This window comes from Tersicoccus phoenicis (genome assembly GCF_001968835.1).
Lineage (GTDB): Bacteria > Actinomycetota > Actinomycetes > Actinomycetales > Micrococcaceae > Tersicoccus > Tersicoccus phoenicis.
Genome location: NZ_MRDE01000022.1, coordinates 1 through 26,630 on the forward strand (window position 1 = coordinate 1; position 26,630 = coordinate 26,630).

Sequence of the window (26,630 nt, forward strand, 5' to 3'; positions counted from 1 at the left end):
CGCGCCCTGGCCGTCACCGCGGCCGGGTCCACCCGGTACGAGATCCTGCGGGCCGCCGCCACCAACGCCGCGTCCCCCAGACCGTCCACCCCACCGGTGTCCGCGCTCAACGCCGCGTCCACCGCACGCCGGTCCCCCGCCTCCAGGCACACCGTCTCCCGGGCGATCAACGTCGCCCGCCACTCACTCAACGTCCCCGCACTCATCGCCGCCAACGTGTGCGGCAGATCCGCCACCAGCAGGTGCGCCAACCCCAGATACCGGCCACCCCGGGCCGGGGACTCCCGACGCGCCAACGCCACCTGCGCCCCCACCCCCGCACCCCGCTGCCCCGCCGGCACCCCCGCCGCCGCCTGCGCGGCCCGCTGCACCACCGCGAACTGCGCCGTCGCCCGCACCTGAGCCGCCGCAGCCGCGGTCTTCAACTCCTCCAGAGCCCGGATCCGGTCGATCAACCCCGCCCCCACCCCCGGCACCACACCACCGGCAGCCTGACCAGCACCCGCGGCCCGACCATCCGGATTACCGACAGGGACAGCGCCGCCGCACCGGACATCAGAGGCCACAACACCGGAACCGGGACCGCCGTCGGCCCGGAGATCGCGGCCCGAACCACCAGTGGGAGCTAGAACACCGGAACCCGCAGTACAGGAGCCCGAACCACCGGAGGCTGGGGCATCGGGGTCGGAAACGCACGCACCGGTCGCCAGCCGGGAACCCATCGGACGCCCCGATCGACCCGACACGGGGACCGGACCAGCGACCGAAACAGCAGTAGTGCCGGGAACAGCGACGGGGAGGGAGGCGAGGCCGGCCAGTGCGCGGATCCAGGACGCGATCACCACCGGCTGCACGGCGTCATCCCACTGCCCGGCGTCAGCCGGTTGCACGGGTCCGCCCCGGGATGCTGGTTCGTCGGATACCTCATCCATGAACCCACTTTACTCGAACATATGTTCGAATACAAGAGGTCGAGGCAACCCGTTCGGAAAGCCGCCGACCCGACGGCACACGCCCGCAGCCCGCAAATGGGTTGCTGCGCGACGGACGACGACACCCCGCCAGCGCCCGCCGATCCACGGCAGCGAGCGGTTGCAGCGCGACAGACGAGAACCGAGCGGCTCGCGATGAACTGCGCCCAGCGACCACTCAGCTGATCCGCGGAAGCCGGTCGGTGACCCCACCGAGCCACACCACCAGGGACCACTACACGGCGTCGGGATGCGCCTCGGCGTTCACGGCGAGTGCGTCGTCGATCCAGGCCGAGCAGCTCGCGGCGACGTCGTCCGGGCCGAGCACCCGGATGTCGCCGCCGGCGCGCGTGACGAGGCCGGGCAGCCATGCGGTGGTGCCCACCCGGAGCCGAGCGACCAGCCAGCCGTTCCAGACACTGCCGTTCGTGACACTGCCGGCCTCGGCGACGCGCTCGGCGTCGAAGTGGTCGGCCACCCACCGGCCGCGCGGGGAGAGCAGGACGGTGACCTCGACGTCGTCGTCGGACCGGGTGAACAGCTCGATGTCCGGGTCCGTGCGGTCGTGTTCGATGATCCGTTGCCGGTCGACGAGGGCCTCCCCGTCGGGGGCGACGGCCCGGATCCGGTCGAGCCGGAAGTTGCGGACGTCCCCGCTGCGATAGCACCAGCCCTGCAGGTACCACTGGTCGTTGGCCGAGAACAGGCGCCACGGGTCGACACTGCGCCGGGTCACCTCGTCCCGGTGCGGGACGAGGTAGTCGAGCACGATCCGGCGGCCCTCCCGGACGTCGCGCTGCAGCGTGGCCAGCAGCCCGGCGCCGTCCCCGGCGGCGACGTCGGCATGCAGGGAGGCGGTCAGGTCGATCGCGTCCGAGGCCGCGGACGCGATCTTCGCCAGCGCCGCCTCGACCGCGGGCCGCTGACCGATGCCGGGCACCGCCGCGAGCGCCTGCAGGCCCACGATCAGGGCGCCCGCCTCGTCGACGGTGAGCCGGACGGGTTCGCTCAGCTCGTCGGCGTTGCCGATGTAGATGGCACCCTCCTCCCAGCTGGCGTCGATCAGCTGGTCCGGGCCGTAGCCGGGCAGCCCGCACACGAAGAGTAGCTCGAGGTCCTTGACCAGCTGGGCGGGAGTGATGTCGAACAGTCGGGCGGTGGCGGGCAGGTCGGCACCGGGGTGCTCCATCAGATACGGGACCAGGTCGAGCAGCCGGGTGAGGTCGTCCCGGGAGGTCCGTTGCGTGTGGGGTCGGGCGGGTGTTGCCAGGTCGACGGTGGGCACCGGTGCGCGGTCGGCGAGCACCCGGGCGGCGCGCAGCCGCCGGACGACGGCGTCGCGCAGGGTCGGCGGGTGGAGGACCCGCACGTGGGGCCCGTGCCCGGCCAGTTCCTCGGCCAGGATCTCGACGTCGGAACAAGGCACGGTGAACCGCTCCCAGTCCGGGTCGGCAGGATCGGGACCGGGCGGCGGGCTGGTGCCCGCACCAGCCGGGGGCCGCAGGGACAGAGCCGTGCCCGGCCTGGCGACCACGGTGGCCGTCTCGGTGGGGGCGCGCTGCACCAGGGCTGCCAGCGCGCCGGCCACGGTGAACCGGTCGGGCACGGTGTAGCTGCCGGGGCGGGTGATGACCGGGGTCGTCATGCGGGAGAGCCGGAACGTACGCTCGGCGTCGCGGTCCTCGTCGTGGCCGACGACGTACCAGTGGCCGAACCGGTTGCCGATCCCCCACGGCTGCAGATGCCGGGTCTGCGGCGCCGCCGCCTCGGGTCGCTGGTACCCGAAGCTGACCGGACGGCGCGCCAGGATGGCGTCCAACAGCGGCCCAAAAGCCGGTTCGGTGGCGCGGATCCGGGGTTCCACGCCCAGCAGGACGTCCCGGGCAGGATCGACACCCCGCGCGGAGAGCTTGCGCATGGCCCTGCCTGCGGCCGACGACAGGGAGGCCTGTTGCCACATCCGGGAGGCCAGGTTGAGCACCGCGGACTCGTCGGTGCTGAACCGGACCGGGGGCAGCCGGTAACGGTCCGGGTGGATGCGGTACCGGACGGTGTGCAGGTCCGCGTCGAAGTAGGAGTCGTCGCTGAACGACTCGAGCGGAAGCCCGAGGTCGCGAAGATCGGCCTTGTCCCGCTCGAACATCCGCTCGAACGCTTCGTCGCCGGCGGCCGCGTAGGCCGGGATGACGCGCCGCAACTCCTCCCTGCTGTACCCCTGCCTGCGCTCGAGCAGGGCGATCAGCAGGTTGAGCAGTCGCTCGGTGCGCTTCGGTGCCACAGTCGCCTACGCTAACAGCGGGTCGGCCGCCTCGTCGGCGCGATCGGTCGGATCAGCGCACGCCGACGAGGTCGACGACGAAGATCAGGGCCTCTCCGGGGGCGATCGCCGCGCCGGCGCCGCTGTCCCCGTAGGCCTTCACGGCGGGAATCTCGAGTCGGCGCCGGCCGCCCACCTTCATCCCGGCGATGCCCTCGTCCCAGCCGGCGATGACCTGCCCCACGCCGAGCCGGAAGTCCAGGGGCGCGCCACGGTTCCAGGACGCGTCGAACTCCTCCCCCGTGGAGAAGGCCACCCCGACGTAGTGGGCGCTCACGGTGCTGCCGGCCGTGGCCTCGGGCCCGTCACCGACGATCAGGTCCTGGACCACCAGGTCGGCGGGCGCCGCGTGGTCGGGGAACTCGATCTCCGGACGCTGCCGGTCGTACTCGCGCTTGCCGAAGGACACTCCGGTCTCCTGTCGTCGGGGGCTGGTACGCGTGGAAGAAGAGGGAACGCTCAGGCGACGTCGAGGATGTCGACGACGAAGACGAGGGTCTCCTTCTGCAGCGGGGAGCCCTTCGTGTCGCCGTAGCCGAGACTCGGCGGCACCACGAGCAGTACCTGGGAGCCGACGGTCTTGCCGGTCAGGCCTTGGGTCCAGCCCTTGACCACGCCGTTGAGCGGGAAGGAGACGGGAGCGTTGTTCTTCCAGCTCGAATCGAACTCGGAGCCGTCGGACCACTTGACGCCGGTGTACTGGACGGTGACCGTGTCGGTCGCCTTGACCGCCTTGCCGCTGCCCTTGATCAGGTCCTGGGACACGAGTTTGGTGGGCGCCTTGGTCTTAGGCACCGTGATGGTGGGGGCGCCGTTGTCGCCGAGCTTGACGGTCGGCAGTCCCGCCTTCGGCGGCACCGCGGTGCCCTGGGCGCGGGTCGGGACGTCCTTGACCGACTCCAGCTTGAGCACGATGACGTTCGACGCCGCCGGGGAGGCACTGGTACTCGGCGACGCACCGGCACTCGCCCCGCCACTGGCGCTCGGTGCCGGGCTGGGCGACTGGGCCGGGGCCGCGAACGCGACGTAGGAGCCGATCTTCGCGTTGACGAGCGCGTTGTACAGCACCTCGTTCTGCTGCTTGACCGAATCGGTCAGTAGCAGGCTCTCCGCCTTGCCGGTGGTGAACGTCTCGTTCTGCACCGCGCCGTCGGCACCGTTGATCACCGCACCGACGTAGCTGACGGACTGACCGGCCTTGACGGCGGGGCCACTACCCTCCTTGATCACCTTCGCGGCCGGGGTGCTCGAGGACAGCGGCTTGGTGAAGTCGAGACCGGGCACCTTCTTGTCCGCCTCACTGGTGACCTTCATCGAGTCCAGCGGGTTGGCCGCCGCGGCCGAGGAGGACGACGACGACCCGCCGGGGCCGGAGGCCTGACAGCCGGCGATCAGGAACGAGAGGGGAATCAGCAACAGAGCGAGAAGTCGGCGCACAGAAAGTCCTCGGAACGGGGTCGGGTTCGCCGGCGCACCCGAACGAGTGGCCGCGCGCTCGTCTACGGTAGCGGACCAGTCTGGGTATTGCCTCCACCGCCGGCTCGACCGGCTGAACCACCGGTCGACCCGGCGGCCGAGGCCTCGTCCGCACCATCGGTCTCCGGTTGCGGGCCGACCGCCCGGATTCCGGCGATCAGCTCGTCCACCCGCGGGTCCTCGGCCTTGAAGGGATCCTTGCAGAGGATGGTCTGCTGTGTCCGGTCGTTCAGCTTCAAATGCACCCAGTCGACGGTGTAGTCGCGTCCGGCGGCGACGGCGGCGCGGACGAAGTCGCCGCGCAGCCGTGCCCGCGTGGTGGCGGGCGGGTCGTCGACCGCGGCCTTGACCCGTTGCTCGCTGATCAGGGTGCGCACCGCTCCGCGGGACTGGAGCAGGTGGAACAGGCCGCGGCTGCGGTTGATGTCGTGGTAGGTCAGGTCGAGCTGGGCGATCCGCGGCGCGTCCAGCGCCAGTCCGCTCCGGGAACGGTAGGAGTCGATCAGCTTCTTCTTGATGGCCCAGTCGATCTCGGTGTCGATGCCGGTCGTGTCGCCGCTCTCCACCGCGGTCAGGGCCCGGTCCCACAGGTCCAGGGCGAAGGCGACCCGCTGGTGGTGGGCGCCGGCGCGGTCGACGTAGTCGGTGGCCTTCTGCCAGAAGTACCGCTGCAGCTCGACGGCGCTGATGGTGGCGCCGTTGGCGAGCCGCACCGGGTGCCGGCCGGTCGGGTCGTGGGAGATGTCGCGGATGCTGCGGATCGGGTTTTCCAGGCGCAGGTCCCGCATGATGACGCCGTCCTCGATCATGCGCAGCAGCAGGTCCACGCTGACGATCTTGAGCACCGTGGTGCTCTGGCTCATCGAGGAGTCACCGGAGATGACGTGCAGGCGGCGGTAGTGCTCGGCGTCGGCGTGTGGCTCGTCCCGGGTGTTGATGATCGGCCGGGACCGGGTCGTCGCCGAGGAGACGCCCTCCCAGATGTGGTCGGCGCGCTGGCTGAACGCGTACCGGTGGCCGCCGGGGCCGGTGACGACCTTCCCGGCGCCGGCGATCAGCTGCCGGGAGATGAGGAACGGGATCAGGATCTCCGCCAGCCGGGTGAAGGAGGTGGTGCGCGGGATCAGGTAGTTCTCGTGGCTGCCGTACGAGTTGCCCACCGAGTCGGTGTTGTTCTTGAACAGGTACACGGAGCCGGCGTAGCCCTCGGCCGCCAGCCGTTCCTCCGCTTCCCGGCACAGGTCGTCGACGATCAGCTCCCCCGCCAGGTCCTGGGCGAGGAGGTCCTCCACGTCGTCGCACTCGGCTGTCGCGTACTCGGGGTGGGACCCGACGTCGAGGTAGAGTCGCGCCCCGTTGGCCAGGAACACGTTCGAGGAGCGGCCCCAGTGCACGACCTTGCGGAACAGGTACCGGGCCACCTCCTCGGGCGACAGCGGGGAGCCGCCGCCGGGTGAGTACGCGAGCCCGAACTCGGTCTCCAGACCGAAGATGCGCCGCTTCATCTCAGTTCCCGGGCCCGGCCAGCAGGGCCGCGCACTCGTCGGTGCTCAGCCGCCGGAACGCCCGCGGGCTGCCGCGCAGCGTCATCGGGTCCCGGTCCAGGACGGCGACCTCGAGCTGTGCGGCCGGCAGTTCGCGGGGCGTCGTCTCGTCCTCGCCGTCGCCGCCGGACCGGCGCAGGGCGTCGACGGCGGTGGTCACCGCGCCGGCGAAGCCGGCGTCCGGGTCGTGCCGGGTGGCCAGCGTCCCGCCGATCGTCTCCGCCGCGCCGCCCATCACGACGAAGCCGCGCTGGTCGGAGATCGAGCCGTCGAACAGGAGCCGGAACAGCCGGTCCGCCTCGGGGGTCGCGCCGACCTCGACGACGGCGAGCTCGACCTCGAAGGGTTTGCCCTCGGTGGTGAAGACGGCCCCCAGGGACTGGGTGTAGACGCTGGCCAGACCGCGGGCGGTGACGTCCTCGCGGTCGTAGGCGTAGCCCCGCAGATCCGCGTACCGCACTCCCGCCTGCCGCAGGGACTCGAACTCGTTGTACTTGCCGACCGCGGCGAACGCGATCCGGTCGTAGATCTCCCCCACCTTGTGCAGCGACGGGGACGGGTTCTCGGCGACCAAAGCGATGCCCTCGGCGCAGGACAGGACGACGACGGACCGGCCCCGGGCGATGCCCTTGCGGGCGAAGTCGGCCCGGTCCTTCATCAGTTGTTCGGGTGAGACGTAGAACGACTGGGTCACCGCTCAGGCCTCCCGTCCGACGGCGGAGCGGGCGGCCAGCACCGATTCGCAGACCTCGGCCAACTGGTGCTCGGGGATCCGGCGGTGCCCCGCGGAGCCCACCGTCATGATCACCGGCCACAGCCGGCGGATCGCGTCCGGGCCGCCCGTGGCGGCGTCGTCGTCGGCGGCGTCGAACAGGGACTCGACGGCCACCCGGACCGCTTCCTCCTCCGTCAGGTGCGGACGCCACAGCTTCTTCAGCGCGCCGCGGGCGAACGCGGAGCCCGAGCCCACCGTGTGGTGCTCGATCTCCTCGTAACGACCGCCGGTGACGTCGTAGGAGAAGATCCGGCCGACGGCCCGGGTGGTGTCGTAGCCGGCGAACAGGGGCAGCACGGCCAGGCCCTGCACGGCGCGGGGCAGGTTGTCGCGGACCATGGCACCGAGCCGATTGGCCTTGCCCTCGAGGCTGAGCAGGGTGCCCTCGATCTTCTCGTAGTGCTCGAGCTCGACCTGGAAGAGCCGCATCACGTCCAGGGCGATGCCCGCGGTGCCGGCCACGCCGAGCACGGAGTAGGAGTCCGCCGGGTACACCTTCTCGATGTGTCGGCTGGCGATGACGTTGCCCATGGTGGCGCGGCGGTCGCCGGCCATCAGCACGCCCCCGCCGTAGGTCATGGCCAGGATCGTGGTCCCGTGCGGGGCCAACGTCCCGGCGCCCGAGCCCCCGCCCTGCGGCTGGCCCCAAGGGGCGGCCAGTGGTGCTCGGCCGAAGGGCAGCAGGTCCGGATGGTCGGCCTGCAGCCAGGCGGTGAACGAGGAGCCGGTGTACTCCATGGAGGGTTACTGGCCACCCTTCTGCACGAATCCGCGCACGAACTCCTCGGCGTTGGCCTCGAGGACGCCGTCGATCTCGTCGAGCAGGTCGTCCACCCCGGCGGTCGACGCGCTCGGTGCGGCCTCGGCGGTCGGCGGCGTGGGGTCGAGGTCCTGCTCGGTCTGCTCCTGCTGGTCGCCGGCGGAGGCACGCTGCTGTTCGCTCATGGTCCTATCGTGCCACGCCACCGGGGTCCGGCACGGTGCCGAGTCGGCGGACGAAGTCGGCGGCGTCGCTGCTGGCCGTGAACAGGGATTCGGTCAGTGCCCGGGTGCCGCGGTGCGGCTCCTTCGTGGGGATCCGCACCAGCCGGCGGGCCCCGGGCAGGTCGAACACGACCGAGTCCCAGTTGGCGGCGGCGACGTCGGCGGCGAACCGCTGCAGGCACTGGCCACGGAACCAGGCGCGCGTGTCCTCGGGCGGGTCCGAGACCGCGGCGACGACGGCGGCGTCGTCGAGCAGCCGCCGCATCCGGCCCCCGGCGACGAGCCGGTGGTACAGGCCACGGTTGGTCCGCACATCGGAATACTGCAGGTCCACCAGGGCCAGCCGCGGGTCGTCCCACGCGAGACCGTCCCGATCCCGATAGGCGGTGACAAGGCCCAGCTTGGCGGCCCAGTCCAGCTGGTCGGCCGCCGAGCTCGGGTCGACGGCGAGCAGATCGATGACGGCGGTCCACCGGTCCAGCACGTCGGCCGTCATCGCGTCTGCGTCCGCGCCGGTGCGAGCGCAGTGGGCGCGAGCCGCGTCCAGGTAGATCCGCTGCAGGTCCAGGCCCGTGACCCGTCGACCGTCGGCGAGGGCCACCGTGGCGCACAGGGTGGGGTCATGGCTGATGGCCTGCAGCGCTCGGACCGGCTCTAGCACCTGCACGGCGGGTGCGGTGCCGGCCTCGATCATGGCGAGCACGAGGGCGGTGGTGCCGAACTTGAGGTACCCGGAGATCTCCGCCAGGTTGGCGTCCCCGATGATGACGTGCAGCCGCCGGAACCGTTCCGCGACGGCGTGCGGCTCGTCGCGGGTGTTGATGATGGGCCGGCGCACGGTGGTCTCCAGGCCGACCTCGGCCTCGAAGAAGTCGGCCCGCGCACTGAGTTGGAACCCGGGTCCGGAGCCGTCGACGCCCAGACCGACCCGGCCGGCCCCGCAGATCACCTGCCGGCTGACGAAGAACGGCACCAGGCCGGCCACGATCGCCCCGAACGGCACCTCGCGCGGCATCAGGTAGTTCTCGTGGCTGCCGTAGGAGGCCGCCTTGCCGTCGGTGTTGTTCTTGTACAGCTGGACCGGGGTGCCGCCGGTGGCGGTGATCCGGTCCATCGCGGCACGGGCCACGGCGTCCCCGGCCGCGTCCCAGCGGACGGCGTCGAGCGGGTTGGTGACCTCGGGGCCGGCGTACTCGGGGTGAGCGTGGTCGACGTAGAGCCGGGCCCCGTTGCCGAGCACGACGTTCATCAGCAGGCCGTCGTTGATCGGGTCGGCCCCGTCGTCGTCGACCTCGTCCAACCCGACCGCGGCGACCTGTTCGGCGGTGAGCACGTCGGGCACGTCGGTGAGTTGGCTGGGGTCGGCGGCTGCCCGTGCCAGCACCCAACCGCGGGCGTCGGCCAGCGGCGCCTCGTCGGAGTAGTCCCAGCCCGCTCCCCCGGACGAGGACGGTTCCCGGGTGTTCAGCCCGGTCAGGTCCGCCCAGGCGTTGATCACCCGGGTCGCGAGCACGGTGGAGTCGGCGCCGGGGGCGCTGGGGGCGAGGATGCCGAACTCGGTCTCGCTGCCCATGATGCGGTGCACGCTCATCCGCTACAGGTACTGCCCGGTGTCGGTGGCGGTGGTCACGGCGCGGCCACGGGACTGGCCGGTCTTGGCGTGGGCGATGGTGCGGATAAAGGTGATCCGCTCCCCCTTCTTGCCCGAGATCCGCGCCCAGTCGTCCGGGTTGGTGGTGTTGGGCAGGTCCTCGTGCTCGTGGTACTCGTCGGTGACCGCCCGGAGCAGGTGCTCGATCCGCAGGCCCTTCTGGCCCGTCGTCAGCAGGTCCTTGATCGCGTTCTTCTTGGCGCGGTCCACGACGTTCTGGATCACCGCACCGGAGTTGAAGTCCTTGAAGTAGAGCACCTCCGACTCGCCGTTCGCGTACGTCACCTCCAGGTACTCGGTGGAGGCGTCGGTCGCGTACATCGTCTCGACGGTGCGCTGGATCATGGCCGCCACGGTCGCGGACCGCTCGGCGCCGTGCTCGGCCAGGTCGTCCTCGTGCAGGGGGATGTCGGCGGTGAGGTACTTGCCGAAGATCTCGGCGGCGGCCTCGGCGTCGGGCCGGTGGATCTTGATCTTCACATCGAGCCGGCCGGGGCGCAGGATCGCCGGGTCGATCATGTCCTCCCGGTTGGAGGCGCCGATGACGATGACGTTGTCGAGCCGCTCGACGCCGTCGATCTCGCTGAGCAGCTGGGGGACGATGGTGGTCTCGACGTCGGAGGAGACCCCGGTGCCGCGGGTGCGGAACAGCGAGTCCATCTCGTCGAAGAACACGATCACCGGGTTGCCGGCCGACGCCTTCTCCCGGGCTCGGGCGAAGATCAACCGAATGTGCCGCTCGGTCTCGCCGACGTACTTGTCCAGCAGTTCGGGGCCCTTGATGTTCAGGAAGTAACTGGTCACGTCGGAGCCGCGCCGCTCCGCGACTCGGGCGGCCAGGGAATGGGCCACGGCCTTGGCGATCAGGGTCTTGCCACACCCCGGCGGGCCGTACAGCAGGATCCCCTTGGGGGCCTTCAGGCCGTGCTCCCGGTACAGGTCCGGGTGCATGAACGGCAGTTCGACGGCGTCCCGGATCTGCTCGATCTGGGGACCCAGACCGCCGATGTCGGTGTAGGAGATGTCGGGCACCTCCTCGAGGATGAGGGACTCGACCTCGCTGCGGGCGATCTTCTCCAGCGCGTAGCCGATCCGCGCGTCGACGGTGACGGCGTCGCCCACCCGCAGCGGGGCGCCCTGGAGTCCGCCCGAGAGCCGGACGACCTTCTCGTCGTCGGACCGGCCGACCACGAGCGCCCGGTCCGCGCCGATCAGCTCCTTGACGGTGGCCACGTCCCCGGCGCGTTCGTACCCCAACGCCCCGACCACGGTGAGCGACTCGTTCAGCAGCACCTCCTGGCCGACCGTGAGGGCGTCGATGCCGACCAGCGGTGAGACGCTCACGCGCACCTTCCGTCCGGCGTTGACCACGTCGACGCTCTCCGCGGCGACCGCGACACCACGGGAGGCGTCGGCGGGCCGGGCGGGATTGACGGCGATCACGGTGCCGAAGCCGAACGGCGCGGCGCCGTCGCGCTCCAGGGCACCCTTGAGCCGGACGATCTCGCCCTTGGCCGCCTCGAGGGCCCGGACCAGCGTGGCGTTCTGCGCGCCGGCACCGGCGAGCTGGCGGTCGAGCAACCGCAGCTTGTCCCGCAGCACCGCCAGTTGGCGGGCCGCGGTATCCGGGGCGCCGATGGGCCCCGTGGGGGTGGGCTCGGACATGTCCGCTACCTCCTTCGGTGCACCGTGCCGGGGCTGGAACGCGGTCGGCGCGCCCGTCCCGGCCGTGGTTCCACCCTAGTTCGTCGGGGTGTCCGTGCTCGCATCGGTGACGGGCCCGACGTCGGTTCCCGCGTCCCGCGCGCGGGCGGCGAGCCGGCCCGCGTCCCGACCGACCTTGCGGAGACGCCGGTCCGAGACCGCCCGCTCCCCCACCGCCCCCGGCGTCCACGCGTTCAGGTCCTCCTCGGTGTAGTCGGTCTTGGAGGCCCGCCGGCGCGGGGCGAGCCGCTCGGCCCCGTCGGCGAGCCGCCGCGTCATCAGCAGGAACGCCGTGTGCGCGACCATCCGGTGGTCGGGTCGGACCGCGAGGCCTTCGACGTGCCACCCACGCAGCATGGTCTCCCAGGAGTCGGGCTCGGTGAAGCGGCCGTCGGCGCGCACGGCCTCGGCGACGCGGGAGAGCTGGGTGACGGTGGCGATGTAGGCGATCAGCACGCCGCCGGGGGCCAGTGCCGTGGCGGCCGCGTCCAGGCATTCCCAGGGGGCGAGCATGTCCAGGACCATCCGGTCCACGCTGCCGGGTGCCTCGTGGGCGCCGAGTTCGGTGGCGAGGTCGCCGATGGTCAACCGCCAGGCGGGGTGGTCGGCACCGAACATGGTGGTGACGTTGCCGCGGGCGATGTCGGCGAACTCGGGGCGCAGCTCGAAGGAGTGCACGCGACCCGCATCGCCGACCGCGCGCAGCAGCGACAGGGTCAGAGCGCCGGAGCCGACGCCGGCCTCGACCACGCGGGCGCCCGGGTAGATGTCGCCCATGGTGACGATCTGGGCGGCGTCCTTCGGGTATATGACGGCGGCGCCCCGGGGCATGGACAGGACGAAGTCCTTGAGCAGGGGCCGGAGGGCCTGATAGCGGTGCCCGGCGGTGTTGGCGATCACGGTGCCCTCCTCGCGCCCGATCAACGCGTCGTGCTCCAGGACGCCGCGGTGGGTGTGGAAGGCCTGACCGGCGGTGAGCGTGATGGTGTTCAGCCGCCCCTTCTCGTCGGTCAGCTGCACGCGTTCGCCGTCCCGGAACGGGCCGCGGCGGGCTGCGGCGCCGGTGGTGGCGTCGGTCATCGTCATCTCCTCGGGTGGGCAGCACGGGCAGCGCCCGCGCGGTCGTCGTCGTCAGTCTCGGCCGTCGCCGGCGTGGTGGGTGCGGGTCAGTGCCAGGGGTCGGTGCGACCCTGCAGCGCGTCCAGCACGGCCGCCTGGGTGAGCAGACCGGTGACGACGCCGCGCCCGTCGATCACGGCGTACTCGGAACCGGCGAGCCGGGCCAGGTACTGGACGAGCTGCTGCCCCTCCGCGGCCTCGGGCACGACCGCGCCGGTGGCCAGCGGGCGGGCGACGGCCCCCGCCCCCGTCGCTGCCGCCCGCTCGGCCGGCACGGCGGCCAGCGCGTCCCGGTCGGCCACGGCCACGGGCGCGCCCCGGTCGTCGACCAGGACCAGCTCGGTCCCGGGGCCGGTGCGCAGGTCGCGGGCCAGCGCGGTCAGCTGTGCGACGGTGGCGACGGCCGGCACCCCGGCCGCGGGGCGGGCGAGCCGGCCGGCGCTGATCACCCCGAGCCGCTGCCTGAGCCGGCCGCCGCGGATGGCCTCACTCGCACCGGCCCAGAGGAAGCCGGCGATGAGCACGCCGATCGCCAGGGTGCTCAGGCTCGGCAGGCCCCGTCCGGTGAACACCGGCCACAGCACCAGACCGAGGATGAGGACGGCGATCACCCGGCCGGCCCAGCCCGCCGCCACGGTCCCCCGGTCCTGGTCGCCGGTGGCGCGCCAGACGGCGGATTCCACGATCCGACCCCCGTCCAGGGGCAGGCCCGGCAACACGTTGAACACGCCGACGAACAGGTTGGCCACCGTGAACACGGACGAGAGCAACCAGGTGACGGTGCCGGGGACGAGGGCGACGGTGACGGCGGAACCGATTCCCGCCAGCGCCAGGTTCGCGGCCGGTCCGGCGAGAGCGACGACGAGGGATCGGCCGGCACTGGTGGGCATGGTCTCGAAGGAGGTGTGCCCGCCCCAGAGGGTGAGCACGATCCGCGCGGAGGGCCATCCGAAGGCCCGGGCGGTGAGGGCGTGGGCCAGCTCGTGAGCGAGGACGGAGAGCAGGAGCAGCACCGCGTACGCCAGGGCGACCAGCCAGGCGCCCGGCCCCAGGCGCGGGAACTGGTAGGCGACCACGGGGCCGAAGCTGATCACGATGAAGGCCGCGATCAGGAACCAGGACCAGGAGAGCAGGACCGGGACGGAGAACATCCGGCCCAGGGGGATGCCCTCCCGCGGCGCCGTGGTGCCGTCGGGCGCCGGGGCGCCGGTGCCGCTCACGAGAGGGTGGCCCGGGTTCGCAGGGCCTGCTGCAGGTCGGCCACGGTGGTGCCGGCCAGGCTCTCCCACTGCTGCACGTCCGGGTGTTGCGGGACCGGCACGATGTGCGGGACGGCGATCGTGGTGACGCCGCTGCTGCGGGCCGACTCGACGCCGGGGACGGAGTCCTCCAGGGCGATGACGGCCGCCGCGGGCAGCTCGGGTTCGGTCCGGCGCAGCCGGGCGAGAGCCCGCTCGTACGGTTCCGGGTGCGGCTTCCCGTGGGTGACCATGTCCCCGGTGACGAGGAAGTCGAAGGTGCCCTCGGGCAGCTGGTCGGTCACCGCGCGCGCGAGCACGGCCTCGCTCATGGTGACCAGGGCGCAGGAGACACCGGCGTTCCGCAGTTGCTGCAGCAGTTCACGGGCCCCCGGCCGCCAGGGGATCCTGGCGCGGACGGACGCGAGCACGTCCTCGATCACGGTGTCGAGGATGGTGCGGATCGGCAGGTCCAGACCGCGGGACCGCATCGCCGCCGCGACGGTCGGCAGCGCCTGGCCGACCATGCTCTGCGAGTCCGCCAGGGTCCAGCGCAGGCCGTGACCGGCCATCAGCGCCCGCTCCGCGGCGATCCAGTACGGCTCGGTGTCCACCAGGGTCCCGTCCATGTCCCAGAGGACCGCGCGCAGGGGGAGATCGTCGGTGGGGGAAGCCATGGGCTCCAGTCTAGGAGGCATGCTGGTCGGTACCCGGCATTACGCTGGACGAGTGAGCGACGACGAACAGCCCGAGGACGCAGCCGAGGTGACCGGCGGGGACGAGCCGGCGCAGGACGCGGCTACCGAGCGGGCCGGCGAGTCGTTGACCAGCGTGTTCGGCATCCACCTGGGGCAGGACGCCGGGGGCCGGGACCGGGTCACCGTGATGATCGCCGCCTTCGAGGGCTGGAACGACGCCGGCGAGGCGGCCAGTGACGCCCTCAACCGGCTCGACGAGCGCTGGTCCGCCACCCGGGTCGGTGCGCTCGACTCCGACGCCTACTACGACTTCCAGTTCACGCGCCCGATGGTGGTGCGCAGCGGCGGCGAACGGCGCATCCAGTGGCCGACCACCTGGCTGACCAGGGCCTCGGTGCCGAACTCCAACCTCGACGTCGTGCTCCTGCACGGTGTGGAACCCTCCTACCGGTGGCGCGCCTACACCGCGGACGTGATGGCGCACGCCGCCGACCTCGGCGTCGACCACCTGATCCTGCTGGGCGCGCTCCTGGCCGACGTACCCCACACCCGGCCGATCCCGGTGTCGATCTCCACCGACGACGCCGGCCTGCAGGAGGGGTTGAACACGGATCCGTCGACCTACGAGGGGCCCACCGGGATTCTCGGCGTGCTGGCCGAGGTGGCGGAGCTCGCCGGGATCCCCGCTGTCTCGCTGTGGGCGGCCGTGCCCCACTACGTGGCCCAGGCGCCCTCACCCAAGGCGCAGCTGGCGCTGTTGAACCGGCTCGAGGAACTGTTGCACGTGCCTCTGGTCGGCGATGCGGACCTGCGGGAGGACGCGGAGGCCTGGGAGCGTGGCGTCGACGAACTCGCCACGGAGGACCCGGAGATCCAGGCGTACGTGCATCAGCTGGAGGAGGCGAAGGACACCGCCGAACTGCCCGAGGCGAGCGGCGAGTCCATCGCCCGGGAGTTCGAGCGTTACCTCAAGCGGCGCGGCAAGGAGCGCTGAGGCTCAGGCGGTGCACTTCCCGTCGAGTTCGCCGGTTCCGCTCGAACCGGTGGTGAGGACCTGTTCCACGTCGTGAGGAAGCGGCGAACTCACGACGCCGGAAGGCACTATGCGGCGTCATCCCCCGTGGCCGGTACCGAGGTCGATGCCGAGCAGGGCGTCGACCGCGCGTTGGCCGAGACCGGGCTGCCGGGACCGTCCAGCCTCGCCCGCGCCCAGCACGGTCGCGGCCCACGCGTCGACCGCCGCCAGCGCGCCCGGGGTGTCCAGGTCGTCCCGCAGCCGGTCTCGCAGTCGTTCGAGCAGCCGGGCGTCGGCGTCCTCGATGTCGTTCCGTGCGCTCTCGAGCGTGGCACCGGTCGCGGTGCCGGCCGTGGCCGCCGCCGCCCGCCACCGGGCCAGCCGGTCCTCGGCCGCGGCCAGCAGCCCGTCGGTGTAGTCCCACGCGGACCGGTAGTGCTGCCCGAGGACGGCGACCCGGATCGCGGCAGGGTCCACCCCGGCCTCCCGGAGCCGGGAGACCAGCACCAGGTTGCCCCGGGACTTGCTCATCTTGTGCCCCTGGAAGCCCACCATCCCGGTGTGCGCGAAGTACCGGGCCAACGGCCGACCGGTCAGCGCTCGGGCGTGCCCGGCACTGAAGTCGTGGTGCGGGAAGATCAGGTCGTTGCCGCCGCCCTGCACCGTGAACGGGGTGTGCAGGTAACGCTCCGCGATCACGGAACACTCGATGTGCCAGCCCGGCCGGCCCGCGCCGAGCTCGCCGCCCGCCCAGGAGGGTTCGCCTTCGCGGGCGACCCGCCACAGCAGGGCGTCCACCGGATCACGCTTGCCGGGCCGTTGCGGGTCGCCCCCGCGTTCCCCGAACAGGGCGAGCAGCTGGTCCGGGCCGTAGCCGCCGAGGGCGCCCACCCGCCACCCGGTGGACCGGGCCGCCGCGACGTCGAAGTACACGTCGCCGTCGGGCTCACCGGCGGTGCCGGGCACCCGGTAGGCGATGCCCGCGGTGATCAGCGCCTCCACCGCCGGAACGATCCACGGCACGGCCTCGACGGCACCGATGTAGTGGTCCGGTGGCAGCACCCGCAGCGCGGTCATGTCCGCGCGGAAGAGGTCGGTCTGCTCGGCGGCCAGATCCCGCCAGTCGACGCCGGTCGCGGTCGCCCGTTCGAGCAGCGGGTCGTCGACGTCGGTGACGTTCTGCACGTACGTGACCGTCGCGCCGGTGTCACGCCACTGCCGGATCAGCAGGTCGAACGCGAGGTAGGTGGCGGCGTGGCCGAGGTGTGTGGCGTCGTACGGGGTGATCCCGCAGACGTACAGCCCGGCGGTGCGCACCCCGTCGACCTCGGGCAGGTCCACGGGCAGCACCCGCCGGGTGGCCGTGTCGTGCAGGCGCACGGGCCCGGGCGCAGGCTCCAGCGCGGTCAGACCGGGCACGGGCCAGGACTGCATGCTTCTCCTCTGATCGAAGGCGGGGATCGGTGCGTGCACCGAGACGAGCGTCGCCGTCAGGCGCTGATCACACCCGCGCCGAGCAGGACCATCAGGACGACGCCCAGACCGATCCGGTACAGCACGAAGGGGCGGTAGCTGCGGGTCGAGACGTAGCGCAGGAACCAGCCGATGATGAGGTAGCCGACGACGAACGCGATGACGGTGGCCAGCGCGGTGGGACCGGCGCCGTAGACGCTCGGCGCGCTCCCGGCACCCCGGCTGACCTTGACGAGCTGGTACAGCCCGCTCGCGAACACCGCGGGGACGGCCAGCAGGAACGAGTACCGGGCCGCCGCCTCCCGGGTGTAGCCCATCAGCAGGCCGGCGGTGATCGTGCCACCGGACCGGGAGACGCCGGGGATCAGTGCCAGCGCCTGCGCCAGACCGTACAGGATCCCGTGCCGGTAGCTCAGTTGATCCAGGGTGCGTTGCTTGCGGGAGTAGATGTCCGCGCCGGCCAGCAGGATGCCGAAGACGATGAGCATGGCGGCGACGATCCACAGGCTGCGCAGAGTCGTCTCGATCGAGGTCTGGAACAGGACGCCGAGCACCCCGATCGGCACGGTACCGATGATCACCAGCCAGCCCATCCGCGCGTCGGGATCGTCGCGCGGGACGCGTCCGACCAGTGCGCCGGCCCACGCGCGGATGATCCGCACGATGTCCCGCCAGAAGAAGACGATGACCGCGGTCTCGGTGCCCAGCTGGGTGATGGCGGTGAAGGCCGCACCGGGGTCAGCGGCGTTGGGCAGGAACTCGCCCACGATGCGCAGATGTGCGCTGGAGGAGATGGGAAGGAACTCGGTCAACCCTTGTACCAGCCCGAGGATGGCCGCTTCGATCCACGTCACGGACCGACTCTAGATGCTCCCGAGACGGACGAACGAATCGACACCGGCGCTTCGGGATCGGTCGCGGCACGTCCGGATCAGCTCATCGCGGCTCGGGGAGCGGGAATGCGTCAGCCGCGGTCGAGGTTGTCCTCCACGTCCTCGATGTCGTCGTCGTCTTCGTCGTCGCTGTCGTCCTGGTCGTCGTCCTCGTCGTCCTCGTCGTCTTCGTCGTCGCTGTCGTCGTCGTAGATCACCAGCGGCGTGACCTCGTTGTAGGTGTCGTACAGCGCGTCTTCGTAGGCTTCGAACGCGTCCGCGATGGCCAGGTGGGCCGATTCGACCGCAGGATCGTCATCCCCGCGCCGCGCAGCGGCGGCTGCGAGGTGCTCCTCGAAGGCGGCGACCAAGGACTGCAGGGCGACACGCGGATCAATGCTCATGTTCTAGACGTTATCGGTTCCGGCAAGAAAATGGGGTGCCATGAGGCAACAAATTGGTGGGACCTCGGTCCGGCGGGAACGGGACTTCACGCGGCAGTACGAGTACCTGGTGCTCAGTGTTCCGCCGCAGGCCACGCGCGGTGCGGCCCGTCAGCTGCTGACCGAGCACGCCGAGTACGGCAAGTGGGAACTCGAGCGCACGCGCCTCTATCTGGGCGGTGCACGGAGGTACTGGCTGCGTCGCAAGGTGCTGCGGATCGAACGCACCGCGTGACCGGCCAGCAGGGATCGGCAGCGACCGGTCTCAGTCGACCGGGCCCAGCAGTGCCGTCGCCATGGTCGCGTGCGCGGCCGAGTCACTGGACGGGTGGTAGGCGCCCGCCGTGACGTCCCGGTACAGCCGGGACAGCTCGGCGGTGCGCGCGAACTGGGCGCCGCCGCTCACCGCGAGCGCCAGGTCGACCACCTCCCGGGCGGTGCGGGTGACCCGCAGCTTGACCCCGGACAGGCGGGAGAACCAGCGCGGCCCGTGCTCGGCCCGCTCGTCGACGTCGCGCGCGGTGGAGGTCAGGTCCGCCAGCATGCCGTCCACGAGCAGTCGCGCCTCGGCGACCCGGTAGCGCGTGTCGGGGTCCTGGTCCAGCGTGGTACCCGACCGTCGGGAGACGCGGTGCCGGGCCGCGTCGATCGCCAGGTCCACCGCCCGCTCGGCGATGCCGGCGTAGACGCTCGCCAGCAGCACCTCGAAGGCGGCGAAGATCCCGAACACGAACGGGTCCGGGGCCGGCCCCACCGGCAGGACGGCGACCACCCGGTCGGGCCGCACCCGCGCGTCCGCCAGTTCCGTGGTGTGCGACTGGCTGGCCCGCATGCCCAGCGTGTCCCAGTCGCCCAGCGCCCGGGTTCCCCCGTCGGCCCGGTCGAGGAAACCCCAGACCAGCCGCGGCCCGTCGGGCGTTTCCTCCCGGCCGTGCACGCCCAGCCGGGTCCAGGCCGGCGACAGACTGGTGAAGATCTTCCGGCCCGTGTACCGGTAGCCGCCGTCGGCCTCTCGCCGCGCCGTCGTCAGCGAGTCGAACAGCATCAGGTCGTTGCCCGGCTCGGAGACGCCGAACGCGAACACCTCGCCGGCGGCCGCCTCCTCGAGCACGAAGCCCAGCGTGTCGATGTCCCGGTCGGCCAGGATCCGCGCCACCGACGTCCACACCAGGTGCATGTTGATACCCAGCGCGGTGGCGGGAGCCGCCGACGCGAGCCGCCGCTGCGCGGCACTGGTCTGCGTCAGGGTCGCGCCCGCGCCGCCGTACGCGGCCGGGGAGCACAACCCGAGATACCCGGCCGCCCGCAGGTCTGCCAGGTCCTCGGTGAAGAAGGCGTTCGCCTCGTCGTACCCGGGCGCCCGATCGCGCAACCGCGTCAGCAGGTCGTCGGTGAGCAGCCGCTCGCCCGGGTCGGGGCGGGTCGGTGCGGCGCCGGTCGGTGCGGCGTCGACGTCGGCGCGGGAGGTGGTCATACCCCCAGCGTACCGACGGCGCCGGTGCGGGAGGCGGCCGCATCCGTGCTAGTCTTCTTGCTGCTGCTTCGCTTGATCGCACGGCTCTTCGCGAGCCACGGCGACGGTGGGGTTCCACTCGCGCGGGTGGCGGAATAGGCAGACGCGCTAGCTTGAGGTGCTAGTCCTCGCATAGAGGGTGGGGGTTCAAGTCCCCCCTCGCGCACCAGCTCGACGGGCTCGCTTCGGGGCGGTCAGGAATCATCCTGACCGCCCCGAAGCCGTTTCCGGGCTCAGTCGGCCGGCACCGGCGGGGTGCTTCTGACCGTGGAGGTCAGGTGCAGCCGGCCCGACCGTGGGTTCCAGCCGGTGAACCGAGCGCCGGCCTCGTCCTCCGGTCGGCCGTCCACCCGGACCGCCACGGTGGCCGGAAGCAGCACCGGCGCGGCGAAGGTCACGTCCCAGGTAAAGGACTCGGGCAACCGGGTCGTGGCCAGCCCGCGCGACGCCGTGTACATCCCGTGGGCGATGGCGCCCTTCATGCCGAGCAGTCGTGCCGTGGGGGCGCTGACGTGGATCGGGTTCCAGTCGCCGCTCACCGCGGCGAAGCGGCGGCCGGTGTCCGCACCGAGGCGCCACTGCCCGGTGGGCAGCGGCGGCGTGAACGGGTCCCGCCGCTCGGTACCCTCCGTCGGCACCGTTCCGCGCAGGAACCGGCCCCAGGCCAGATAGGTGGACCGGTCGATCGCCACGGGCCGCTCCCCCGGATCGCCGCCGCCCGTCTCGTCCCGGATCTCGCTGATGACGTCGACGAGCGTGCCCGCCCGGTGCGGCCGGAGGTCCTCCGCCCGGGTGGTCACCCCCAGCACGCTGTCGAGGGTGACCGGACGCTGCTGGGTCCAGACGTTGCGCAGGTGCACGAGCCCGGGCAGCGGCAGCGGGAAGTCGTCCCGGGCGAGCAGCGCCATGGCGACCGGGAACACCATGGTGTGCACGAAGCCCGGGGGCAGCACGTCCGAGGCGGGGGCCCGGGTCAGGCGGGCGAAGTCGGTCACTCGATCCGGGTCGGGTCGCAGCCTCGTCACCCGGTAGGCGACACGGGGCAGTTCTCCCACGGCGGTCTTCCGCCGCACGCCGGTCGACACCGCGCCGGCCAGCGCCGCCGGAACGGTCCGGGCGTAGATCCGGGCGAGTGCGGGGACCCCGGCCAGGTCCTCGACGGCGGTGGTGTCGCCGGGATCCGGTTCGCCCATCAGGCGCCCACCAGGTTCTGCCCGCACACCCGCAGGGTCTGCCCCGTGATCCCGCCGGCGGCGTCGCTGGCCAGGAACGCGACGGCCTCCGCGACGTCGGTGGGCCGGCCACCCTGCTGCAGGCTGTTCAGTCTCCGCGCCACCTCCCGGGTGGCGAACGGGATCCGCGCGGTCATCTCGGTCTCGATGAACCCGGGGGCGACCGCGTTGATGGTCGCTCCGGCCGGCATCCGCGCCGCGGTGGCCGCCACCATGCCGATCACACCCGCCTTGGAGGCGGCGTAGTTCGTCTGGCCGCGGTTGCCCGCGATGCCGCTGGTGGAGGCCAGGCTGATGATCCGGCCCCCGGCACCGAGCCCGTCCAAGGCGAGGAACTGCTCGTTCATCCGCAGCTGGGCGGCGATGTTGACGGCGATCACCGCGTCCCAGCGGGCGGCGTCCATGTTGGCCAGCAGCTTGTCGCGAGTGATCCCGGCGTTGTGCACGACGACGTCGAGTCGGCCGTGCCGGTCCCGGGCGTGGGCGAGGATCCGCGCACCGGCGTCGGGCGCGGTGATGTCCAGTTGCAGGGCGGTGCCCCCGAGGTTGTTCGCGACGGCCGCGAGCGCCTCCCCCGCGGCCGGGACGTCGACGGCGATGACCCGGGCGCCGTCCCGGTGCAGGGTGCGGGCGATCGCGGCGCCGATGCCCCGGGCCGCACCCGTGACCACGGCGACCTTGCCGGCGAGCGGCCGCTCCGCGTCCGGGTCCGGGACGCCCTGACCGTCGACCACGGTGAGGAACTGCCCGTCCACGAAGGCGCTGCGGCCCGAGAGCAGGAAGCGCAGGGCGCCCAGGGCCGAGGTGACGGTGACGGGCAGCCCGTCCCCGACGAGGATGCCGTTGCCGGTGGCCCCACCGCGCAGTTCGTGGGCGAGCGAGCGGAGCAGGCCCTCGACGGCGCGTCGGGCGGCCGCCGTCGCCGGCTCGGTGGCGTCGGCCGCGGGCCGGGAGACGGTGACGACCCGGCCGCCGGGGCGCAGGTCCCGCAGCGCCCCGGCGACGGCCAACACCGGCGCCGAGAGTGCGCTCGGATCGGACACGTCGTCGAGCACGACCACGATCGCACCCGGACGCTGGTGCGGCCGGTGCTGGCGGATCACGTCCAACCCCCAGCCCAGCAGCACGTCCGCCAGGTCCTGCGCACCGTTACCGGTGCCGACCAGCAGGACGGGCCCGTCCAGGAGCGGGCCGCCGGGCCGGTAGCGCCGCAGTTCCGCCGGTCGCGGCAGTCCCAGGCGCTTGGCCAGGCCCGCGAGCGGGGCAGCGTTGACGAGGTTCAGGTAGGTGTCGGCCATGGAGGCTCCTCTCGGTGCGAAGGTCGCTTCAGCGGGACAGCTCAGTGGGACTCGAGGATGGCGACGACGCCCTGCCCGCCGGCCGCGCAGACCGACACCAGGCCACGGGTGCGGCGACCGGTGCTGGCGGCGGTCTCGGAGAGCTGCTTGGCCAGGGCGGCGACGATCCTGCCACCGGTCGCGGCGAACGGGTGCCCGGCGGCCAGGGAGGAGCCGTTGACGTTGAGCTTGCTGCGGTCGATCGACCCGAGTGGCTGGTCCAGGCCCAGCCGGGTGCGGCAGTACTCGGCGTCCTCCCAGGCGGCGAGGGCGGAGAGCACCGTCGACGCGAACGCCTCGTGGATCTCGTAGTAGTCGAAGTCGGCCAGGCTCAGCCCGTTCCGGGCAAGCAGCCGGGGAACGGCGTAGACCGGGGCCATCAGCAGGCCCTCGGCCCCGTTAACGAAGTCCACGGCGGCGGCCTCGGCGTCGATCACGTCGGCCAGCATGGGCAGCTCGTGCGCCCGGGCCCAGTCCTCCGAGCCCAGCAGCACCGTGGAGGCCCCGTCGGTCAGCGGGGTGGAGTTGCCCGCCGTCATCGTCGCCGGCGCCGGCAGGGACCGGCCGAACACCGGTGCGAGCTTCGCCAGCTTCTCCGGACTGGTGTCCGCCCGCAGGTTCGTGTCGCGGCTGACGCCGCGGTACGCGGTGACGAGGTCGTCGAAGAAACCCCGGTCCCAGGCGGCAGCGAGGTTGCGGTGGCTGGCCAGCGCCAGTTCGTCCTGGGCCTCGCGGCTGATCTCCCAGAGCGCGGTGGTCAGGGCCTGGTGCTCACCCATCGACAGTCCGGTGCGGGGCTCGGCCGTGGACGGGGCGTTCGGCGCCAGGTCGCGGGGCCGCAGCTTCAGCACCGCGGCCAGCTTCTGCTGGGTCGTCTTCGCCCGCGAGAGCTCGAGCAGCACCTGCCGCAGCCCCTCGCTGACCGCGATGGGCGCGTCGGAGGCGCTGTCCACGCCGCCGGCGATGCCGGACTCGAGCTGACCGAGACGGATCTTGTTGGCCAGTCCGACGACGGTCTCCAGCCCGGTGGCGCAGGCCTGCTGCAGGTCGTACGCCGGTGTGGCCGGGTCGAGCGCCGACCCCAGGACCGCTTCCCGGGTGAGGTTGAAGTCGCGGGAGTGCTTCAGGACGGCTCCGGCGGCGACCTCACCGATGCGTTCTCCCGCCAGACCGAAGCGGGCGACCAGCCCGTCGATCGCGGCGGTGAGCATGTCCTGGTTGGAGACCCGGGCGTAGGGGCCGTTCGCGCGGGCAAAGGGGATCCGGTTGCCGCCGACGACGACGGCGCGCCGGGTGGAGGCGGCGGAGGAGGAAGCGTTGCTGGGGGTGGCCGGCGTTGCGTTTCCGGGAGCGTCCTGGGCCATGGGTGGCCGTCCTTCCATCGAGGTGGTTACCGGTACCCAGCGTACTTGATACGCTGGGTCCCGTGAACTCGACCGGACTGCGGCACGCGACCGCCGAAGCGGACGGACGCTCCCGTCGCTGGCGGGCGCACCGGACGGCTCGCCGGGTCGAACTCGTGCGGCTCGCCCGCCGTGCCGTGCACCGACTGGGGCCGGACGCCTCCATGGACGACATCGCCGCCGCCGCCGGGACCTCGAAGTCCGTGTTCTACCGCTACTTCGGGGACAAGGCGGGCCTGCAGCAGGCCGTCGCCGAACGCGTGCTCGGTCGCCTGCAGCAGGAGCTGCACGCCGCGGCGTCGAACGCGCCGTCACCGTTGGACGGGGTGCGCGGCATGGTGTTCGCGTACCTGCACCTGGCCGCCGCGTCGCCGAACGTGTACGCGTTCGTCACCGCGGGCCCGACCGCCGGGGCGCACATCCATCACTTCTTCAGCGCAGTGTCGACGTTGATGTCCGAACCCATGGACCGCTACCTGCGCGACCGGGGCATCGGCGCGGGAGCGTCCACCGTCCTGGCGTTCTGGCCGACCGCCGCGATCGGTCTGGTCCGCAACGCCGGGGAGCAGTGGTTGGCCGCCCCGGACGGCCCGGGCAGACCGGACCTCGACGCGTTCGCCGACCTGCTCACCGGGTGGTTGCTCGACGGCGTGCTGAGCAGCCCCGGCGGCCGCTCGGGCCCGTCCGGCCCACCGTCCGTCCTCCCTCCCCGTTATCCCTCCCGCCAGAACGACTCCCCGACCGTGAAGGAATCCCGATGACCACTGTCGATCCCACCTCCGCCCCGTCGACGACACCGTCGCAGTCGCCGTCGCCGGCCCCGTCGCTGCAGGACGCGCCGCACGTGGACGTGCCGGCGCTGCGCGACCTGCTGCTGGGCCGCTGGGCCGACGTGCGTCGGCAGGCCCGCGCTCTCGCCGGCCGGGAGGACCTGCAGAAGATCGAGGGACAGCCGTGGGGCGAGCACCGGGAGCGGGTGTTCGGCCAGCTGCACACCCTGGTGGCGGAGGGGGCCGTACACCGCGCGTTCCCGACGCGCCTGGGTGGGCAGGACAGCCACGGGGGCAACGTCGCCGGTTTCGAGGAGCTCGTCGTCGCGGACCCGTCCCTGCAGATCAAGGCCGGGGTGCAGTGGGGCCTGTTCGGGGCCGCGGTCCTGCACCTGGGGACCGAGGCCCACCACGACGCGTGGCTGCCCGGCATCATGGACCTGTCCATCCCGGGTGCGTTCGCCATGACGGAGACCGGGCACGGCTCCGACGTCGCCTCGATCGCCACCACCGCGACCTACGACCCGGGCGCCGAGGAGTTCGACCTGCACACCCCGTTCCGGGCGGCGTGGAAGGACTACCTCGGCAACGCGGCCCTGCACGGCCGGGCCGCCGTGGTGTTCGCCCAGCTGATCACCGGGGGCGTCAACCACGGCGTGCACGCCCTCTACGTGCCGATCCGCGACGCCGACGGCGCGTTCCTGCCCGGCATCGGCGGTGAGGACGACGGCCACAAGGGCGGCCTGAACGGCATCGACAACGGCCGGCTGCACTTCACCCACGTCCGGGTGCCCCGGTTCAACCTGCTCGACCGGTACGGCAGCGTCGCGGCCGACGGCACCTACACCTCGCCCATCGCCAGCCCCGGCCGGCGGTTCTTCACCATGCTCGGCACGCTCGTGCAGGGCCGGGTCTCCCTGGACGGAGCGAGTGTGGCGGCGAGCAAGGTCGCCCTGCAGATCGCCGTCACCTACGCCAACCAGCGCCGCCAGTTCGGTTCCGGCGACGGCGAGGAGGAGGTGCTGCTGGATTACCAGCGGCACCAGCGCCGGCTGATCACCCGGATCGCCCGCACCTACGCCGGGTCCTTCGCCCACGAGGAGCTGCTCGCCCGGTTCGACGACGTGTTCTCCGGGGCGCACGACACCGACGAGGACCGGCAGGACCTGGAGACGCTGGCCGCGGCGTGCAAGGCGCTGTCGACCTGGAATGCGCTGGACACGCTGCAGGAGTGCCGGGAGGCGTGCGGCGGCGCCGGCTTCCTGTCCGAGAACCGGCTGACCGGTTTGCGGGCGGACCTCGACGTGTACGCCACCTTCGAGGGCGACAACACCGTCCTGCTGCAGCTGGTCGCCAAGCGGCTGCTCACCGACTACGCCAACGACTTCCGCGGTATCGACTTCGGCGCCATGGCCCGGTACGCCGTCGGGCAGGCCGCGGACCGCACGTTCAGCCGATCGGGCCTGCGCCAGGCGGTGCAGTTCTTCACCGACCGCGGCGACCAGCGGCTGGCCGTCAACGCCTTGCGCGAGGAGGGAGCGCAGCGGGCCCTGCTGACCGGCCGGGTCGAGGACATGGTCGCGGAGATCGCCCAGCAGCTGCGGTCCGCCCGGAAACTGCCGACCGAGAAGGCGGCGTCGGTGTTCAACTCCCACCAGCACGAACTGATCGAGGCCGCCCGCGCGCACGCCGAGCTGCTGCAGTGGGAAGCGTTCACCGCCGGCCTCGCCACGGTCCAGGACCCCGCCACCCGGACAGTGCTGACCTGGCTGCGCGACCTGTTCGGCCTCACCCTGATCGAGGAGAACGTGGGCTGGTACCTGATGCACGGTCGGATCTCGATGCAGCGGGCCCGCACCCTGACCGGCTACGTCAACCGGCTGCTGGCCCGGTTGCGGCCCCACGCGCAGGACCTGGTGGACGCGTTCGGCTACGAGCAGCCGCACCTGCGGGCCGCGATCGCCTCCGGGGCGGAGGCGATCCGGCAGGACGAGGCCCGGGAGCACCAACGGCGGGAACGGGCGGACGGTGACGCCCCGGTCGACGAGAAGGTGCTGTACGCCCGCGACGCCGGCCGACGCCGCGCCTGACGGGC

General features: G+C 72.3%; 24 protein-coding genes and 1 tRNA gene. 5 read left to right on the forward strand and 20 right to left on the reverse strand.

The window, feature by feature from the left end:
* From BKD30_RS16625 to BKD30_RS04865, 13 genes are all read right to left on the reverse strand, one after another.
* A partial coding sequence (locus BKD30_RS16625) for a DUF222 domain-containing protein (protein ID WP_235861456.1) occupies positions 1-467 on the reverse strand: 467 nt, incomplete at its 3' end.
* Between the two features lie 739 nt (positions 468-1,206).
* A complete protein-coding gene (locus BKD30_RS04810; protein ID WP_076702760.1) occupies positions 1,207-3,249 on the reverse strand; it encodes a helix-turn-helix transcriptional regulator in 2,043 nt (680 codons plus the stop codon).
* Between the two features lie 52 nt (positions 3,250-3,301).
* Positions 3,302-3,697, reverse strand: a complete 396-nt coding sequence (locus BKD30_RS04815; RefSeq protein WP_076702761.1) for an FKBP-type peptidyl-prolyl cis-trans isomerase — start codon at positions 3,695-3,697, stop codon at positions 3,302-3,304.
* 50 nt (positions 3,698-3,747) lie between these two features.
* Positions 3,748-4,725: an FKBP-type peptidyl-prolyl cis-trans isomerase gene (locus BKD30_RS04820; protein ID WP_076702763.1), complete on the reverse strand. Its 978-nt coding sequence runs from the start codon at positions 4,723-4,725 to the stop codon at positions 3,748-3,750.
* A gap of 62 nt (positions 4,726-4,787) precedes the next feature.
* Positions 4,788-6,269 (reverse strand): Pup--protein ligase, encoded by a 1,482-nt coding sequence (gene pafA, locus BKD30_RS04825; protein ID WP_083956026.1) that lies wholly within the window; start codon positions 6,267-6,269, stop codon positions 4,788-4,790.
* 1 nt (position 6,270) lies between these two features.
* On the reverse strand, positions 6,271-7,002 hold the full coding sequence (prcA, locus tag BKD30_RS04830) for a proteasome subunit alpha (protein ID WP_076702766.1): 732 nt from the start codon (positions 7,000-7,002) through the stop codon (positions 6,271-6,273).
* A 3-nt stretch (positions 7,003-7,005) separates the two neighbouring features.
* Positions 7,006-7,821 carry a proteasome subunit beta gene (gene prcB / locus BKD30_RS04835; RefSeq protein ID WP_076702768.1) on the reverse strand — a complete coding sequence of 272 codons (816 nt, stop codon included), beginning with the start codon at positions 7,819-7,821 and terminating at the stop codon, positions 7,006-7,008.
* Between the two features lie 6 nt (positions 7,822-7,827).
* Complete coding sequence (locus BKD30_RS04840; protein WP_076702770.1) at positions 7,828-8,028, reverse strand: ubiquitin-like protein Pup; 201 nt, start codon at positions 8,026-8,028, stop codon at positions 7,828-7,830.
* Positions 8,029-8,032: 4 nt separating this feature from the next.
* Positions 8,033-9,658 carry a depupylase/deamidase Dop gene (gene dop / locus BKD30_RS04845; protein WP_076702772.1) on the reverse strand — a complete coding sequence of 542 codons (1,626 nt, stop codon included), beginning with the start codon at positions 9,656-9,658 and terminating at the stop codon, positions 8,033-8,035.
* Positions 9,659-9,661: 3 nt separating this feature from the next.
* Positions 9,662-11,383, reverse strand: coding sequence for a proteasome ATPase (arc, locus tag BKD30_RS04850; protein ID WP_076702774.1), 1,722 nt, complete (start codon positions 11,381-11,383; stop codon positions 9,662-9,664).
* A 75-nt stretch (positions 11,384-11,458) separates the two neighbouring features.
* On the reverse strand, positions 11,459-12,508 hold the full coding sequence (locus BKD30_RS04855; protein WP_076702776.1) for a tRNA (adenine-N1)-methyltransferase: 1,050 nt from the start codon (positions 12,506-12,508) through the stop codon (positions 11,459-11,461).
* Between the two features lie 80 nt (positions 12,509-12,588).
* Complete coding sequence (locus BKD30_RS04860; protein ID WP_076702778.1) at positions 12,589-13,761, reverse strand: site-2 protease family protein; 1,173 nt, start codon at positions 13,759-13,761, stop codon at positions 12,589-12,591.
* The gene (locus tag BKD30_RS04865; RefSeq protein WP_143588072.1) at positions 13,758-14,456 is read right to left on the reverse strand and encodes an HAD family hydrolase; all 699 of its coding nucleotides are present in this window, start codon (positions 14,454-14,456) and stop codon (positions 13,758-13,760) included. Before BKD30_RS04865 ends, BKD30_RS04860 begins: the two co-directional genes overlap by 4 nt.
* A 145-nt stretch (positions 14,457-14,601) precedes the next feature.
* Between BKD30_RS04865 and BKD30_RS04870 the strand changes: the two genes are divergently transcribed.
* Complete coding sequence (locus tag BKD30_RS04870; RefSeq protein ID WP_076702915.1) at positions 14,602-15,471, forward strand: PAC2 family protein; 870 nt, start codon at positions 14,602-14,604, stop codon at positions 15,469-15,471.
* Positions 15,472-15,588: 117 nt separating this feature from the next.
* Here the strand turns inward: BKD30_RS04870 and mshC are convergent, their stop codons facing one another.
* From mshC to BKD30_RS04885, 3 genes are all read right to left on the reverse strand, one after another.
* Positions 15,589-16,926: a cysteine--1-D-myo-inosityl 2-amino-2-deoxy-alpha-D-glucopyranoside ligase gene (gene mshC / locus BKD30_RS04875; protein WP_076702782.1), complete on the reverse strand. Its 1,338-nt coding sequence runs from the start codon at positions 16,924-16,926 to the stop codon at positions 15,589-15,591.
* A gap of 56 nt (positions 16,927-16,982) precedes the next feature.
* Positions 16,983-17,819, reverse strand: a complete 837-nt coding sequence (locus BKD30_RS04880) for an undecaprenyl-diphosphate phosphatase (RefSeq protein ID WP_076702784.1) — start codon at positions 17,817-17,819, stop codon at positions 16,983-16,985.
* Positions 17,820-17,929: 110 nt separating this feature from the next.
* Positions 17,930-18,208, reverse strand: a complete 279-nt coding sequence (locus BKD30_RS04885) for a hypothetical protein (protein WP_328586893.1) — start codon at positions 18,206-18,208, stop codon at positions 17,930-17,932.
* 73 nt (positions 18,209-18,281) lie between these two features.
* Here BKD30_RS04885 and BKD30_RS04890 point away from each other — a divergent pair, with 73 nt between their 5' ends.
* Positions 18,282-18,515, forward strand: coding sequence for a DUF5703 family protein (locus tag BKD30_RS04890; RefSeq protein ID WP_076702788.1), 234 nt, complete (start codon positions 18,282-18,284; stop codon positions 18,513-18,515).
* A gap of 30 nt (positions 18,516-18,545) precedes the next feature.
* On the opposite strand, the gene BKD30_RS04895 is transcribed toward BKD30_RS04890, so the two are convergent.
* Entirely contained in the window at positions 18,546-19,754 is a 1,209-nt protein-coding gene (locus BKD30_RS04895) for an acyl-CoA dehydrogenase family protein (RefSeq protein WP_083956027.1), read from the reverse strand.
* A 120-nt stretch (positions 19,755-19,874) separates the two neighbouring features.
* On the opposite strand from BKD30_RS04895, the gene BKD30_RS04900 reads away from it, so the two are divergent.
* Positions 19,875-19,962, forward strand: a tRNA-Leu gene (locus BKD30_RS04900).
* Between the two features lie 64 nt (positions 19,963-20,026).
* Here the strand turns inward: BKD30_RS04900 and BKD30_RS04905 are convergent.
* The 3 genes from BKD30_RS04905 to BKD30_RS04915 are packed head-to-tail and all read right to left on the reverse strand — an operon-like array spanning position 20,027 to position 23,726.
* Positions 20,027-20,986, reverse strand: coding sequence for a MaoC/PaaZ C-terminal domain-containing protein (locus BKD30_RS04905; protein ID WP_076702790.1), 960 nt, complete (start codon positions 20,984-20,986; stop codon positions 20,027-20,029).
* A complete protein-coding gene (locus tag BKD30_RS04910; protein ID WP_076702792.1) occupies positions 20,986-22,323 on the reverse strand; it encodes a 3-oxoacyl-ACP reductase in 1,338 nt (445 codons plus the stop codon). Before BKD30_RS04910 ends, BKD30_RS04905 begins: the two co-directional genes overlap by 1 nt.
* A gap of 41 nt (positions 22,324-22,364) precedes the next feature.
* Entirely contained in the window at positions 22,365-23,726 is a 1,362-nt protein-coding gene (locus BKD30_RS04915; protein WP_076702794.1) for an acetyl-CoA C-acetyltransferase, read from the reverse strand.
* 62 nt (positions 23,727-23,788) lie between these two features.
* On the opposite strand from BKD30_RS04915, the gene BKD30_RS04920 reads away from it, so the two are divergent.
* Positions 23,789-24,526, forward strand: a complete 738-nt coding sequence (locus BKD30_RS04920; RefSeq protein ID WP_076702796.1) for a TetR/AcrR family transcriptional regulator — start codon at positions 23,789-23,791, stop codon at positions 24,524-24,526.
* Positions 24,523-26,625, forward strand: coding sequence for an acyl-CoA dehydrogenase family protein (locus tag BKD30_RS04925; protein ID WP_076702798.1), 2,103 nt, complete (start codon positions 24,523-24,525; stop codon positions 26,623-26,625). Before BKD30_RS04920 ends, BKD30_RS04925 begins: the two co-directional genes overlap by 4 nt.
* Positions 26,626-26,630 lie beyond the last annotated feature (5 nt).